This window comes from Spongiibacter sp. (assembly GCF_984394615.1).
In genome coordinates this window covers 117,647-133,489 of sequence record NZ_CFHTQA010000004.1, presented here as the reverse complement: position 1 = coordinate 133,489, position 15,843 = coordinate 117,647, and the positions used below count along the sequence as shown (strand labels likewise).

Annotated in this window: 12 protein-coding genes; 11 read left to right on the top strand and 1 reads right to left on the bottom strand. The window is 55.2% G+C overall.

The features are described from left to right. Positions 1 to 247: 247 nt before the first annotated feature. A complete protein-coding gene (locus AC5DB9_RS03265; protein WP_022957385.1) occupies positions 248 to 1,528 on the bottom strand; it encodes a citrate synthase in 1,281 nt (426 codons plus the stop codon). 515 nt (positions 1,529 to 2,043) lie between these two features. Here AC5DB9_RS03265 and sdhC point away from each other — a divergent pair. From sdhC to AC5DB9_RS03210, 11 genes are all read left to right on the top strand, one after another. Next, a complete protein-coding gene (sdhC, locus tag AC5DB9_RS03260) occupies positions 2,044 to 2,418 on the top strand; it encodes a succinate dehydrogenase, cytochrome b556 subunit (protein WP_022957384.1) in 375 nt (124 codons plus the stop codon). Next, the gene (sdhD, locus tag AC5DB9_RS03255) at positions 2,412 to 2,783 is read left to right on the top strand and encodes a succinate dehydrogenase, hydrophobic membrane anchor protein (protein WP_022957383.1); all 372 of its coding nucleotides are present in this window, start codon (positions 2,412 to 2,414) and stop codon (positions 2,781 to 2,783) included. The genes sdhC and sdhD overlap by 7 nt, the downstream gene beginning before the upstream one ends. A 3-nt stretch (positions 2,784 to 2,786) precedes the next feature. After that, the gene (gene sdhA, locus AC5DB9_RS03250) at positions 2,787 to 4,559 is read left to right on the top strand and encodes a succinate dehydrogenase flavoprotein subunit (protein WP_022957382.1); all 1,773 of its coding nucleotides are present in this window, start codon (positions 2,787 to 2,789) and stop codon (positions 4,557 to 4,559) included. Between the two features lie 17 nt (positions 4,560 to 4,576). After that, complete coding sequence (locus AC5DB9_RS03245; protein ID WP_022957381.1) at positions 4,577 to 5,293, top strand: succinate dehydrogenase iron-sulfur subunit; 717 nt, start codon at positions 4,577 to 4,579, stop codon at positions 5,291 to 5,293. Positions 5,294 to 5,590: 297 nt separating this feature from the next. Continuing rightward, positions 5,591 to 8,425, top strand: coding sequence for a 2-oxoglutarate dehydrogenase E1 component (locus AC5DB9_RS03240; protein WP_286846224.1), 2,835 nt, complete (start codon positions 5,591 to 5,593; stop codon positions 8,423 to 8,425). Between the two features lie 69 nt (positions 8,426 to 8,494). After that, complete coding sequence (gene odhB, locus AC5DB9_RS03235) at positions 8,495 to 9,694, top strand: 2-oxoglutarate dehydrogenase complex dihydrolipoyllysine-residue succinyltransferase (RefSeq protein ID WP_022957379.1); 1,200 nt, start codon at positions 8,495 to 8,497, stop codon at positions 9,692 to 9,694. A gap of 74 nt (positions 9,695 to 9,768) precedes the next feature. Beyond that, positions 9,769 to 11,205: a dihydrolipoyl dehydrogenase gene (lpdA, locus tag AC5DB9_RS03230; protein ID WP_022957378.1), complete on the top strand. Its 1,437-nt coding sequence runs from the start codon at positions 9,769 to 9,771 to the stop codon at positions 11,203 to 11,205. 138 nt (positions 11,206 to 11,343) lie between these two features. Beyond that, the gene (gene sucC / locus AC5DB9_RS03225) at positions 11,344 to 12,510 is read left to right on the top strand and encodes an ADP-forming succinate--CoA ligase subunit beta (RefSeq protein WP_272991178.1); all 1,167 of its coding nucleotides are present in this window, start codon (positions 11,344 to 11,346) and stop codon (positions 12,508 to 12,510) included. Further along, a complete protein-coding gene (sucD, locus tag AC5DB9_RS03220) occupies positions 12,510 to 13,382 on the top strand; it encodes a succinate--CoA ligase subunit alpha (RefSeq protein ID WP_022957376.1) in 873 nt (290 codons plus the stop codon). Before sucC ends, sucD begins: the two co-directional genes overlap by 1 nt. A gap of 117 nt (positions 13,383 to 13,499) precedes the next feature. Beyond that, positions 13,500 to 14,111 (top strand): TetR/AcrR family transcriptional regulator, encoded by a 612-nt coding sequence (locus AC5DB9_RS03215; protein WP_272991179.1) that lies wholly within the window; start codon positions 13,500 to 13,502, stop codon positions 14,109 to 14,111. Continuing rightward, positions 14,108 to 15,784, top strand: coding sequence for an acyl-CoA dehydrogenase family protein (locus AC5DB9_RS03210; protein WP_272991180.1), 1,677 nt, complete (start codon positions 14,108 to 14,110; stop codon positions 15,782 to 15,784). Before AC5DB9_RS03215 ends, AC5DB9_RS03210 begins: the two co-directional genes overlap by 4 nt. Positions 15,785 to 15,843 lie beyond the last annotated feature (59 nt).

Sequence of the window (15,843 nt, the reverse complement as noted above, 5' to 3'; positions counted from 1 at the left end):
GGTCGATCTATCAACCATCTGAGGGTGGTATCAGGTTGGTGGGGTGAAGATGCCCAATCAACCATTAAATCCGTATACCCTTTAAAAGTAAATTGCTGATGAAGGATGGCGTGGAACTGCAGCGGGATATGGGGAACTATCAGGAAGCGATTGACGGTGCTGAAATGGGTATTGAATACAAAACCCGTTGATTGACTGTCGAAGTCAAGCCAAAAAAAACCCTGCCGAGGCAGGGTTTTTTGTTTTCTTAGCGCTTGTCCAGAGGGACAAAGTCGCGCTTGGCGGGGCCAGTGTAGAGCTGGCGGGGGCGGCCGATGCGCGAGGCGCCAGCGTGCATTTCGTTCCAGTGAGCAATCCAGCCTGGGGTACGGCCCAGTGCAAAGATTACCGTGAACATGCTGGTCGGAATGCCGATAGCTTTCAGAATGATGCCGGAGTAGAAGTCCACATTGGGGTACAGCTTCTTCTCGACAAAGTATTCGTCTTCCAGAGCGATTTGTTCCAGTCGCTTGGCGACTTTCAGCAGCGGATCGTCAATACCCAGCTCGCCGAGTACTTCGTCTGCTACTTGCTTCATCACTTTGGCGCGGGGGTCAAAGTTTTTGTAAACGCGGTGACCAAAGCCCATCAGGCGGAAGGGGTCGTTCTTGTCCTTGGCACGAGCCACGCAGGCGTCGACATTGGCTTCGTCGCCAATTTCTTCCAGCATGTTCAGTACCGCTTCGTTGGCGCCGCCGTGTGACGGTCCCCAAAGTGCTGCGATACCTGCAGAGATACAGGCGAATGGATTGGCGCCTGTTGAACCAGCCAGACGAACAGTAGATGTTGACGCGTTTTGCTCGTGGTCAGCGTGCAGCAGGAAGATAGTATCCATCGCGCGTGCCAGAACCGGGCTAACCTTGCTGGGTTCGCAGGGGTTACCGAACATCATGTGAAGGAAGTTTTCTGAGTAGCTGAGGTGGTTCTGGGGGTACATGAAAGGCTGGCCGATGGTGTATTTGTAAGTCATGGCAGCCAGGGTGGGCATTTTGGCGATCAGGCGAATTGCTGAAATTTCGCGGTGTTTCTCGTCATTAATGTCCAGAGAGTCATGATAGAAGGCGGACAGCGCACCGACGACACCACACATGATGGCCATCGGGTGAGCGTCGCGGCGGAAGCCTTTAAAGAACGTGCTCATCTGGTCATTGACCATCGTGTGCATGCGGACTTTGTTTACAAACGCTTCTTTCTCAGCCTTGTTGGGCAGGTGTCCGTAAAGCAGCAGGAAGCTGGTTTCGAGGTAATCGGATTGCTCGGCCAGTTGCTCGATAGGATAACCGCCGTGGAGCAGGACGCCTTCGTTGCCATCGATGTAGGTGATTTTAGATTCGCAAGCGGCGGTAGAGACGAAGCCGGGATCGTAGGTGAAGTATCCGTTACCCGTCAGAGGGCCAACTTCAATCACGTCCGGGCCAATGGTGCCGGAATGTACGTTCAATTCCAGCGTTTTGCCATCGATACTCAGAGTGGCTTTTTTATCGCTCATTTGACGGGCTCCTGTTGCTTTTTGATTCGTAGCTTTTGGCGGTGGTCCCCGTTGTCTGCTAGCCGGCGAGGTGGTGCCGGGCGCAACAACGGAAAGGCTCCCCAAGTGGGGAGTCACAAATATAGAGAGCTAAAACATTTTGTCAACGCTGAATACATCTTACCTTGCCAAGCTTAGACAGGGAATTGCTGATTCAAAACTAACTATAACGGGGCGATCCCGGGCTGCGTGCTCCAAAATGGCGCGCCAGATTTTTTATGGCGTCATAATAGGGCGAAATAGTGTCTTAAGCCCTTGATATACAGGTGCTTTAAGCCGCTATTTGGACCTTAGTCGATGTTTGTAATTGCCTTTCTATGGTCCTATAATGCGCGGCGTTTCTTCTGGAGCCCCTGTGCTTGCGCCTATCACGCACTTCTGTAGAAGAAAACCGGGAAGGAGAGCCCGGTGAGCTTAGATCCACTTCCGTTGAACCGCCCGTACCATGATGGGCCAGAAATAAAGTGTGGAATACCGTGAACGACAAACGACCTGTGAACCTGGATATCGGGACAATCGCACTGCCGATTACCGCATATACCTCTATTTTGCATCGCGCCAGTGGTGTGTTTCTTGTGGCCGGCATGGCCGTGCTGTTTTGGTTGCTGGGCACCAGTCTCAGTGGTCCTGAGGGCTTCGCTCAGGCGAAAGAATGCCTGTCATCATTCTGGGGCAAGCTGGTTGTCTGGGCGGTGTTGGTAGGTATTAGCTACCACGCGGCGGCAGGTGTTAAGCACCTGGTGATGGATGCGGGTATTGGTGAGTCGATGGAAGGCGGTGAGCGCGGTGCCAAGCTGGTGCTGATCGCGACAGCGGTTCTGGTTGTACTGACGGGGTTGTGGGTATGGTAGTCAAGTCTGTAACAAGTTTTGCCCGTAACGGGGTAGCTGATTGGATCGTGCAGCGCGTCTCAGGCGTGGTGCTGCTGGCTTACTTTATTGTAGTTGCCGGTTACCTGCTCTCGGCAGGAAGCGATTTGGATTACGCTCAGTGGAGCGCATTCTTTTCTTCAACGTTCATGCGAGTGTTCAGTACGGCGGCCGTGCTGTCAGTGGTTGCGCATGCCTGGATCGGGCTGTGGGCAGTGTCTACAGATTATCTGACCGAGCGAATGATGGGGTCCAAGGGTCTTGCCCTGCGCCTGGCATTCCAAGCTCTTTCGGGCGTTGTTCTGTTCACTTACCTCGTTTGGGGCATCCAGATTCTTTGGAGTTAAGAAATGGCTAATATTCGCACAATGACCTTTGACGGCGTAATCGTCGGTGGTGGCGGTGCCGGCATGCGTGCTGCGCTGCAATTGGCTCAGTCTGGTTACAAGACGGCCGTAATTTCAAAAGTTTTTCCAACGCGCTCTCACACAGTATCTGCTCAGGGCGGTATTACCTGTGCAATCGCCAGCGCTGATCCTCAGGATCAGTGGCAGTGGCATATGTATGACACCGTCAAGGGTTCTGACTACATCGGTGACCAAGACGCGATCGAGTACATGACCAGTGTAGGCCCTGAGGCGGTATTTGAACTGGATCATATGGGGCTGCCGTTCTCCCGTACTGAAGAGGGCCGTATTTATCAGCGTCCTTTCGGCGGGCAGTCCAAAAATTTCGGTGAGGGTGGTCAGGCTGCCCGCACCTGTGCGGCTGCTGACCGTACCGGTCACGCACTGCTGCACACCCTTTACCAGGGCAACCTGAAAAACAACACGGTGTTCTTTAACGAGTGGTATGCCACTGACATTGTTAAGAACCAGGACGGCGCCGTCGTCGGCGTGATGGCTATCTGCATCGAAACCGGCGAAGTGGTTTACGTGAAGTCCAAGGCTACCGTATTTGCGACGGGTGGCGCGGGCCGTATCTACGCATCAACCACCAACGCACACATTAATACCGGTGACGGTGTGGGCATGGCGCTGCGCGCTGGCTTCCCCGTTCAGGATATTGAAATGTGGCAGTTCCACCCGACCGGGATTGCCGGCGCGGGTGTGCTGGTTACAGAAGGTTGTCGTGGTGAAGGCGGTTACCTGATCAATAAGGACGGCGAGCGCTTCATGGAGCGTTATGCGCCGAATGCCAAAGACCTCGCGGGTCGCGACGTGGTTGCACGCTCAATGACCCTGGAAATCCTCGAGGGTCGTGGCTGTGGTCCGAATGGCGATCACGTATTCCTGAAGCTGGATCACCTGGGTGAAGAAGTGCTGGAAAGCCGTCTGCCCGGTATCTGTGAGCTGAGCCGCACCTTTGCTCACGCTGATCCGGTTAAAGAGCCGATTCCCGTTGTACCGACCTGCCACTACATGATGGGCGGTATCCCGACCAACATTCACGGCCAGGCACTGACGGTGGATGAAAACGGAAACGATCAAATTATCCCCGGCTTGTACGCCTGTGGTGAGGTGGCCTGTGTGTCGGTACACGGTGCCAACCGTCTGGGCGGTAACTCACTGCTGGATCTAGTGGTATTCGGCCGCGCGTCTGGTCTGTTTATCGAAAAAGCGCTGCGTGAAGGCGTTGAAATGCGCGATGCTTCTGAGAGCGATCTGGAACAGGCCAATGACCGCCTGAACCGCGTGAACAGCAGCAAAGGTGGCGAGAAAGTCTCTGCACTGCGCACCGAGCTTCAAGGCATCATGCAGAATCACTTCGGCGTATTCCGTCGCGGTGACTTCATGCAGGAAGGTATCAAGAAGCTGGCAGAGCTGCGTGGCCGTATCGAAAACGCGCATCTGGAAGACAAGAGCAACGCGTATAACACAGCGCGTATTGAAGCGCTTGAGCTGCACAACCTCTTTGAAGTCGCCGAGGCAACCGCTGTTGCTGCGGAGGCTCGTAAAGAGAGCCGCGGTGCACATGCTCGTGAAGACTTCCAGGATCGTGATGACGAAAACTGGCTGTGTCACTCCATGTATTTCCCTGGCGAAAAACGTGTTGGTAAGCGTGCAGTAAACTTCGCGCCGAAAACCCGCGAAGCGTTTGCGCCGAAAGTACGTACCTACTGATCAGGGGAGAAGAGAAAATGTTGAAAGTCAGTCTCTATCGTTACAATCCTGAAGTTGATCAGGAACCGTACATGCAGGACACCGAGATCGATACCGGTGGTAAAGACCTGATGGTGCTTGATGTTCTGGAGCTGCTGAAAGCTCAGGACCCGTCACTGACCTTCCGTCGCAGCTGCCGCGAAGGTGTATGTGGTTCTGATGGCATGAGCATCAATGGTAAAAACGGATTGGCGTGTATCACGCCGGTCTCTGAAGCACTGAAAAATGGCAAAGGTGGCAGCACGCTGGTGTTGCGCCCGCTGCCGGGTCTGCCCGTGATTCGCGATCTCGTGATCGACATGAGCCTGTTCTACAAGCAATACGAGAAGATCAAGCCGTATCTGATCAACAACGAGCCTGCTCCTGCTATTGAGCGTCTTCAGTCACCTGAAGAGCGTGAGAAGCTGGATGGTCTGTACGAGTGTATTCTCTGTGCATGTTGTTCAACCGCTTGCCCGTCTTTCTGGTGGAACCCCGATCGCTTCATCGGCCCCAGTGGTCTGCTTCAGGCTTACCGCTTCCTGGCCGACAGCCGCGATACAGCGACCGAGCAGCGACTGAGCGAGCTGGATGATCCTTTCAGTGTTTTCCGTTGCCATGGAATTCAGAACTGTGTCAACGTTTGCCCGAAAGGATTGAACCCGACGCGAGCTATCGGTCATATCCGTAATATGTTGCTCAACCGGGCAAGCTAATGCTGCCCAGGGGTCTATGAAAATAGGCCCCAAGCAGACCCTGCGAAGATAGGGCTGTCATCTGCGCGTATTGTGTCCCTTGGTGTCTACCCATGGCACCGGAACAAAGTACAACTCGGTGCTTACCGGCACTAGCGAGATAGAAAACGTATAGAGAGGGAAATGGCCCATCCGGGCTGTGGTTTATGCTGGCCTCGCAGCGTACACTGAACGCTGTGGGTGTTTGTCATGCAGAGCGCCTTATCGGGAACGATGCAGCATCCGGCGATCACTCCTCTTGTTATTAGGTGGACAGGAATGCAGAAAGCGTCAATGGAGCTTCTTTGGAAGAGCTCCCATATATCGGGTGGCAATGCGGGTTACGTTGAAGACCTGTATGAAACCTATCTCACTGATCCCAATGCCGTTCCCGAAGAATGGCGAAATTATTTTCAACAACTCCCCCGTGTCAGCGAAGCCTCTATTCGCGATATTCCCCACTCTCCAATTCGTGACCACTTTGCCCATCTGGCCAAACAGCCGGTGCGTGCCGCCGCGTCTGCCAGCAGCGAAGTCAGTGACCACGAGCGCAAGCAGGTTCGCGTTATTCAGTTGGTCAGTGCCTATCGCCAGCGCGGTCATCAGGAGGCTCAGCTCGATCCGCTGAACCTCTGGCAGCGCCACGGAGTACCTGATCTGGAGCTGCAATACCATCAGCTCAGCGAAGCCGATTTTGACACGGTATTCCAGACTGGCAGCCTGTACATCGGCAAAGATCAGGCGACCTTGCGAGAGATTTACGACTCGCTGCGTCAGACCTACTGCCGCTCCGTTGGCGCCGAATTCATGCACATCGTCGATACCCGCGAGCGCGCATGGATTCAACAGCGTATGGAAAGTGTACGTTCAAAGCCGCAGTATGGTTCTGAAGTGCGCAAACATTTGCTTGAGCGTTTGACGGCGGCTGAAGGCTTGGAAAAGTCGCTGGGCTCCAAGTACCCCGGTACCAAACGTTTCGGCCTTGAAGGCGGTGAAAGTCTGATCCCGATGATGGATGCGATGATCCAGCGCAGCGGTGAATACGGTGCGAAGGAAATCGTGATCGGTATGGCGCACCGCGGTCGTCTCAACGTTCTGGTAAATACGCTGGGTAAAAATCCTGCCGAACTGTTTGATGAGTTCGAAGGCAAGGTGCAGTACGAAGGGTCTGCCGATGTGAAGTACCACCAGGGCTTCTCGTCGAATGTGATGACGCCGGGTGGTGAAGTTCACTTGGCACTGGCATTCAACCCCTCTCACCTTGAAATTGTTTCTCCAGTGGTTGAAGGCTCTGTACGGGCCCGTCAGGATCGCCGTAGCGACCCGGCTGGTGATCAGGTCGTGCCGATTGTATTGCACGGCGACGCGGCCTTTGCTGGGCAGGGTGTGGTGATGGAGACGTTCCAGATGTCTCAGACCCGCGCCTACAAAACCGGCGGTACCATTCACGTAGTCATCAATAACCAGGTGGGTTTCACCACTAGCCTGCAGGAAGATGCGCGCTCTACGGAATACTGTACTGACGTTGCCAAAATGGTGCAGGCGCCTATTTTCCATGTGAATGGTGATGACCCGGAAGCGGTACTCTTCGTGTCGCAACTGGCCGCCGATTTCCGCCAGGAATTCCGCAAAGATGTCGTGATCGATCTGATCTGCTATCGCCGCCGTGGACACAACGAGGCTGATGAGCCCTCCGGTACCCAGCCGCTGATGTACAAGCAGATTGGCAAGCAGAAAAGCACTCGTGAACTGTACGTCAACAAGCTGCTGGACGAAGGGGTTATCGATAAGGCCATTGCAGACAAAATGGCGGATGATTATCGCCAGGCATTGGACGACGGTCAGCACGTCGCGAAAAGTCTGGTCAAAGAGCCCAACAAAGAGCTGTTTGTCGACTGGACGCCGTACCTCGGCCATGCCTGGGACGTACCCGGTGACACGCGTATTGATGCCAAACTTCTGAAGGAAGTTTCGGAAGCAGTGAACGCGATTCCTGAAGGTTTCAGTGTTCAGCGCCAGGTGTCCAAGATTTATGAAGATCGCCGCAAGATGGCTGTGGGTGCGACCCCGATCAATTGGGGCTTTGCTGAGACCTTGGCTTACGGCACCTTGCTGAAATCCGGCTATCCGGTTCGTTTGACTGGGCAGGACGTGGGTCGCGGTACCTTCTCTCACCGCCACGCGGTGCTGCACAATCAAACAGACGCCAGTCGCTACATTCCCTTGCAGCATGTCGAAGACGGTCAGCCGAACTTTGATATCTACGACTCGCTGCTGTCAGAGGAAGCTGTACTGGCGTTTGAGTACGGTTACGCAACCACCAAGCCCAATGCGCTGGTGATCTGGGAGGCACAGTTCGGTGACTTCGCCAATGGTGCGCAGGTCGTAGTAGACCAGTTCATCAGCAGTGGTGAGTTAAAGTGGGGACGTCTTTGTGGCCTGACCATGCTGTTGCCTCACGGCTATGAAGGGCAGGGGCCTGAGCATTCCTCGGCGCGCCTGGAACGCTTCCTACAACTGTGTGCAGAGCACAATATCCAGGTATGTGTACCTTCGACGCCGGCACAGGTCTATCACATGTTGCGTCGACAGGTGGTTCGTCCGCTGCGTCGTCCGCTGGTGGTGATGTCGCCGAAGAGCCTGCTGCGTCATAAAGAGGCGGTATCGACGCTGGAAGAGCTGACAGATGGCCAGTTCCAGAATGTGATCAATGAAACGGACGATATCGACAAGTCTAAAGTGACGCGCATGATCCTGTGCAGTGGCAAGGTGTACTACGACCTTCGTGCCGCGCGCCGCGAACACGGTAAAGACTCGATTGCTATTGTGCGTTTGGAGCAGTTGTACCCGTTCCCCTACGATGATCTGCGCGAAGTTATTGCCCAGTATCCGAACCTGAAGAAAGTGGTTTGGTGTCAGGAAGAACCGCGCAACCAGGGGGCCTGGTATAACAGTCGCCATCGTATGGCTCGTGTTATTCGCAGCTTCAAGCCAGAGAAAAATCTGTTGCTGGGTTACGTCGGTCGCGAACCGTCGGCATCGCCAGCGGCCGGATACATGGCCCTGCACCTTGAGCAGCAAGAGAAATTTATCAGCCAGGCTCTGAAGCTCTAAGCCTGAACCGCAGACAACTGACAACGCCGCTGTAGACGCGTGTTGCGATAGACAAAGACAGGATGAAAGATGAGTACTGAAATCAAAGCGCCGACGTTTCCTGAATCCGTAGCCGATGGCTCCATCGCTACCTGGCACAAGCAGGTTGGTGAATCGGTCAGCCGTGATGAGCCACTGGTTGATATCGAAACGGATAAGGTCGTTCTGGAAGTGGTAGCGCCCGCTGACGGCGTGCTGCGAGAAATTATCAAGCAGGAAGGCGACACCGTTCTGAGTGACGAAGTCGTCGCGCTGTTTGAGGAAGGTGCCGCTGGCGAGGCGGCGGCCCCCGCAGCTCCCGCCGCTGCCGAAGAGCCCAAGGCGGCAGAGGCCAGCAACGATGATCTGAAGATCAGCCCGGCGGCGCGTAAGGCGCTGCAGGAAAAAGGCCTCGATGCCAGTGCAGTGACCGGCACTGGCAAAGGCGGTCTGATCACTAAAGAAGATGTGATGAATTATCAGGCGCCGGCAGCGAAGCCTGCCGCGGCCGCTCCGGCCCCGGCAGCCGTTGATGTGCCCGCTGGTGAGCGTGTTGAAAAGCGCGTGCCGATGACCCGCCTGCGCAAGCGTATCGCCGAGCGTCTGCTGGAAGCCAGCCAGACTACGGCGATGTTGACTACCTTCAACGAAGTCAACATGAAACCGGTCATGGAGCTGCGCAAGCAATACAAGGACCTGTTTGAAAAGAGCCACAACGGCACCCGTCTCGGCTTCATGGGCTTCTTCGTCAAAGCGGCCTGCGAAGCGCTGAAACGCTTCCCTGCAGTCAATGCCTCTATCGATGGTGATGACGTTGTTTACCACGGCTATCAAGATGTCGGTGTCGCGGTGTCAACGGAAAAAGGTCTGGTCGTGCCGGTGCTTCGCGATGCTGACGAAATGAGCCTGGCCAAGGTGGAAGACAAGGTGCGTGACTTTGGTCTGCGCGCTCGCGACGGTAAGCTGGGTATCGATGAAATGACCGGTGGTACCTTCACCATCACTAACGGTGGGGTGTTCGGCTCGCTGCTGTCAACGCCGATCCTAAACCCGCCGCAGACCGCAATCCTGGGTATGCACAAAATTCAGGAGCGTCCGATGGCCGTCAATGGTCAGGTGGAAATCCTGCCTATGATGTACCTGGCACTGTCTTACGATCACCGCCTGATCGATGGCAAAGATGCCGTTCAGTTCCTGGTGACTATCAAGGACCTCCTCGAAGATCCCGCGCGTATTCTGCTGGAAGTCTAAGCAGGACTGCCCCAGGTTAACCCCTGGGGCGAGTAATAGCGGAATCCAAGCAACAGGTATTACAGGAAACAGTTATGTCTAAGTACGATGTCGTCGTTATCGGTTCCGGTCCCGCAGGTTATGTGGCTGCAATTCGCGCTGCTCAGCTGGGATTGAAAACTGCCTGTGTAGAAAAAAATCAGGGTAAATCGGGCAAGGTTGCACTTGGTGGAACGTGCCTGAATGTGGGGTGTATCCCCTCTAAGGCGCTGCTGGACAGCAGCCACAAATACCATGAAGCCAAAGAAGACTTTGGTATTCACGGCATCAGCACCGGCAAGGTGTCTATCGATGTGCCAGAGATGATCAAGCGCAAAGACGCGATCGTCGAGCAGCTCACGGGCGGCGTTGGCGGTCTGTTCAAGGCCAATGGTGTTACTGCCGTTGAAGGATTCGGTAAGGTGCTGGCGGGCAAGAAAGTGGAGGTTACCGACAATGACGGTAAAACCACGACTCTTGAGGCCGAGAACATCATTATCGCTGCGGGTTCAGTTCCCGTAGAAATCCCGCCTGCGCCCATCGATCAGGATGTCATCGTTGACTCTACAGGTGCCCTGGAATTCCAGGCTGTGCCCAAACGCCTGGGTATTATTGGTGCCGGCGTCATCGGTTTGGAGCTGGGCAGTGTCTGGGCTCGCTTGGGTAGTGAAGTTGTCGTACTGGAAGCGCTGGATACCTTCCTGCCGGCGATGGATCAGCAGATTGCCAAAGAGGCTGCCAAGGTCTTTAAAAAGCAGGAGCTGGATATCCGTCTTGGTGCTCGCGTAACCGGTACCGAAATTAAGCGCAAGAAAGTTGAGGTTAGCTATACGCTCAACGACGAAGAGCAGAGTGAGACCTTTGACAAGCTGATTGTGTGTGTGGGCCGTCGTCCGCTGAGCAACAACCTGCTGTCACCGGATTGCGGTGTAAACCTGGATGAGCGCGGTTTCATTTTTGTCAACGATCACTGCGAAACCGATGCGCCGGGTATCTACGCGGTGGGTGATATTGTGCGCGGTCCGATGCTGGCTCACAAAGGCTCGGAAGAGGGCGTGATGGTTGCCGAGCGTATTGCCGGTCACAAGGTCAGCATGAACTATGATTGCATTCCGTCAATTATCTACACGCACCCCGAAATCGCTATGGTGGGCGCGACGGAAGAGCAGTTGAAGGCGGACGGCGTGCCTTATAAGTCGGGCAGCTTCCCCTTTATTGCCAGTGGTCGTGCGCTGGCCTCCAATGAAACAACGGGTATGGTGAAAATCCTCGCTCACGAGGAAACCGACCGCATTCTGGGCTGCCACATTATTGGCCCAAGCGCTGCCGATCTGGTTCAACAGATCGTGATTGCCATGGAATTTGGCTCTTCTGCCGAAGATATCGCACTGACGGTATTCGGCCATCCGACGATGTCAGAGGCTGTTCACGAAGCAGCGTTGGCCGTGGATGGTCGGGCTATCCACATTCCAAACCGCAAGAAGCGCAAATAGATTTGCGGTACTCCGTGAAATTCGGGAAAATACGGACCCGAATTTTGCGGTTCTCCGCAATGTGCAGAGGGAGCGGGCCATTCACTGACAGCGTATTGCCCGCTTAACACTTCCACAGACCGAGATGGTAATTCCAACATGAACCTTCACGAGTACCAAGGCAAACAGCTGTTTGCTGAATACGGGCTGCCTGTGTCTAAAGGCTATGCCTGTGATACCCCGGAAGAGGCCGCAGCAGCGGCTGAAAAAATCGGCGGCGACAAATGGGTTGTAAAAGCCCAAGTTCACGCCGGTGGCCGTGGTAAAGCCGGTGGTGTAAAACTGGTCAGCAGCACAGAAGAAGTCAAAGCCTTCGCCGAACAGTGGCTGGGCAAAAACCTGGTGACCTACCAAACTGACGAAAATGGCCAGCCGGTTGCCAAGATTCTGGTTGAATCTTGCACCGACATCGACCAGGAACTCTACCTGGGCGCCGTTGTTGACCGTGGCAGCCGTCGCATTGTTTTCATGGCATCGACCGAAGGTGGTGTGGAAATCGAAAAAGTGGCCGAAGAGACTCCGGAGAAGATTCTCAAAGCGACTATCGATCCGCTGACTGGCGCACAGTCTTATCAGGGCCGTGAACTGGCTTTCCAACTGGGTTTGAACCCGACTCAGGTTAAGCAGTTCGTCAACATCTTCCTGGGTCTGGCAAAAATGTTCCAGGAAAAAGACCTGGCTCTGCTGGAAATCAACCCGCTGGTTATCACCACTGACGGCAACCTGCACTGTCTGGACGCCAAAGTGGTTATCGACGGTAACGCGATTTACCGCCACAAAGACCTGCAAGCCATGCACGATCCCTCACAGGAAGACGAGCGTGAAGCACGCGCGGCCGAGTGGGATCTGAACTACGTGGCTCTGACCGGCAACATCGGTTGCATGGTAAACGGTGCAGGCCTGGCCATGGGTACCATGGACATCGTCTCTCTGCACGGTGGCTTCCCCGCTAACTTCCTTGACGTAGGTGGTGGTGCAACCAAAGAGCGCGTGACCGAAGCCTTCAAAATCATCCTCGAAGACAGCAACGTGAAAGCCGTGCTGGTTAACATCTTCGGCGGTATCGTTCGCTGCGACCTGATTGCCGAAGGCATCATCGGTGCAGTGAAGGAAGTGGGTGTGAGCGTGCCGGTAGTTGTGCGTCTTGAGGGTAACAATGCCGATCTGGGTTCCAAGCTGTTGTCTGAATCCGGTCTGGACATTATCGCGGCAACCAGCCTGACTGACGCGGCTCAGCAGGCTGTCAAAGCAGCGGAGGGTAAATAATGGCTATTCTGATCAATAAAGACACCAAGGTTATCTGCCAGGGTTTCACCGGTGGTCAGGGTACCTTCCACTCTGAGCAAGCGATTGCCTACGGTACGAAAATGGTGGGTGGTGTGACCCCCGGTAAGGGCGGCACTGAGCACCTGGGCCTGCCCGTGTTCAACACCGTTAAAGAAGCGGTAGAAACTACTGGCGCAGAAGCGTCTGTGATCTACGTGCCCGCGCCGTTCTGTAAGGACTCTATCCTGGAGGCAGCCAACAGCGGCATCAAGCTGATCGTCTGCATCACTGAGCACATCCCCGTTATGGATATGCTCGAATGTAAAGTGAAGTGTGACGAGCTGGGCGTGCGCCTGATCGGTCCCAACTGTCCGGGTGTTATCACTCCGGGTGAGTGCAAAATCGGCATCATGCCCGGTCACATTCACCTGCCCGGTAAAGTGGGTATCGTTTCTCGTTCCGGTACCCTGACTTACGAAGCGGTTAAGCAGACCACTGACTATGGCTTCGGCCAGTCTACCTGTGTTGGTATCGGTGGTGACCCGATTCCCGGTTCTAACTTCATCGACATTCTGGAAATGTTCGAGAAAGATCCCGCGACTGAAGCGATCGTTATGATCGGTGAGATCGGTGGTTCTGCTGAAGAAGAAGCGGCGGCTTACATCAAGGCTAATGTGACCAAGCCTGTGGTTTCCTACATTGCCGGTGTAACTGCACCTCCGGGCAAGCGTATGGGCCACGCTGGCGCCATCATCTCTGGTGGTAAAGGTACTGCCGACGAGAAGTTTGCTGCTCTGGAAGATGCGGGCGTAAAAACCGTTCGCTCGCTGGCGCAGATCGGTGATGCGCTGAAAGAAGTGACTGGCTGGTAAGGCAGACGCTTCTTGAAGAAAGGCGACCTCAGGGTCGCCTTTTTTTATGCCAGCAGAAAGGTGGCTGGGCATAAACAATAAAATGAACTATGATTCACTTCTTTATGTGGAGACGAAATGGCGTATCGGGAAACGGCGCAGGTCAGTCAGCGCAAGGCGGAGTTACGGGAGCGGTTGTTGCAGAGCGCCGAGTCGTTGGTGCGCGAAGGCGGTTTTCGTGCGCTGACCATTCAGGCACTGGCCCGCGATGCCGGGGTTAGCGTCGGCTCGGTTTATCGCTACTTTAAGAACAAGGATCAGCTCGCGACAGAGGTGTTTAGCCATGCCACGCGCCGGGAGGTTGGCGCGGTCAAAACCGCCTTGTCTGGAGGCGGTAGCCAGGCTCAACGCTTGCGCAGTGGTGTGACGGTGTTTTCTGAGCGCGCTTTTCGGGCGCCACAGTTTGCCTGGGTACTGATCGCTGAGCCGGTCGATCCGGCAGTGGATGAGGCGCGTCTGCACTTTCGGCGGGAATACACCGGCTTGTTTGAAGCGGTCATTCAGCAAGGCATCGACAGCGGGGAGTTCGTTTCACAGCGCGCGTCACTGACGGCCGCTGCGTTGGTCGGGGCGTTGGCTGAGAGTTTGCTGGGACCACTGGTCGAGACCGAATACAACGTCGCTACCATAGAAGAATTGTGCCGCCTGTGTTTGCGGGCGGTAGGGATTAATGAAGAGGACAGGGTATGAAAACGCAGAAAGATATCGCACAGGCGGCTGAGTCAGGCAGCCATACGCACGAGGTCTTCAATCAGTCTGACGCCCTGGAGAACACCAATCTGTTTGAAGAGGATCGGGCGCTTCGCGAGTGGTTAAGCAGTTATGCGCCAGCGGCTGACCGTCTTGGTCTGTCGGCGTATGGCCAGCGCTGCGGCAGTGCTGAAGTGATTGGCTGGGGCTTTGACGCCAATGAATTCAAACCCCAGTTCGACAGTCACGACCGTTTTGGGCATCGAGTCGATCAGGTCCGCTTTCACCCCGCCTATCACCAGTTGATGGATATGGCGCTTTCTCAGGGGATTCACGCCATGCCCTGGGACGGTTCAACCGCCAACGCCCACGTGCAGCGCGCGGCTTACAGTTATATGCAAAGTCAGGTGGAGGCAGGGCATGGTTGTCCGTTGACCATGACTTTTGCGGCAGTGCCGACCTTGAAGCTGACACCGTCGGTGGCTGAGGAGTGGTTGCCGAAAGTATTGAATCGGAGTTATGAGCCGGCAAACAAGCCGTACTTCGACAAACAGGCCGTTACCATTGGCATGGGAATGACCGAGAAACAGGGCGGCAGTGATGTGCGTGCGAACACTTCGATAGCCAAAGCCATTGGCGATCGGGGACCGGGCGAACTCTATGAACTGACCGGCCACAAGTGGTTTATGTCTGCGCCAATGTGCGATGCGTTTCTGATGCTGGCGCAGTCGGAAGGTGGATTGAGCTGTTTTCTGGTGCCGCGTTGGCGTCCGGATGGTGAGAAGAACAGCCTTTTTGTACAGCGTCTGAAGAACAAGATGGGCAATGTGTCCAACGCCTCGTCGGAAGTCGAGATGCGCGGTGCTCAGGGCTGGATGGTGGGTGAAGAGGGGCGCGGCGTACCAGCCATTATCGAAATGGTCGCGCTGACGCGCTTTGACTGTATGGTTGGCTCAACTGGAGGTCAGCGGCAGGCTGTGGCGCAGGCCGCGCATCATGCCAGCCTCCGCAAAGCCTTCGGCAAGCGGCTGATTGACCAGCCGCTGATGCAGAATGTGCTCGCCGATCTTCAGTTGGAAGTCGAAGGTTCGCTGGCTATGACCATGCGCATGGCAGCGGCGCTGGACGCCGATACGCCAGAGGAAAAACTGCTGCTCCGACTGGGTAGTGCGGTAGGGAAGTTCTGGATTTGCAAGCGCACCCCGAATCACGCCTATGAGGCGATGGAATGTCTTGGGGGTAACGGCGTGATCGAGAACTGCATTATGCCGCGGCTCTACCGTGAAGCCCCGATCAATGCGATCTGGGAGGGCTCAGGGAATATCCAGGCCCTGGATGTGCTGCGTGCCTTTGCCAAATCGCCGGAAGTCTGTGACCGCTGGTTTGCCGAACTGGCCCTGGCGGAGGGACGTTCCGCGGTGCTGGACCAGCATATTGCTGCACTGAAACAGGAGCTCAGCGATTTGAGTCACGCCGAGTACCGTGCCCGTCATTTGGTGGAGCAAATGGCGCTGTGCTTTCAGTCTGCTCTATTACTGCTGCATGGCGATGAAAACGTGGCGGAGGCGTTTATTGCCTCGCGTCTCGAGCGCCCGCATAGCGTATACGGCTGTCTTCCGCTTGGCTGTGATGCGGCCTATATCGTCGATCGGATCTTGCCGAATCGCCTGTAATCGTCTCGCGGCCTGTTTGTTCAGGCCGCTTTTCCCCTTGAAATTTTCCCTGTCGTCCC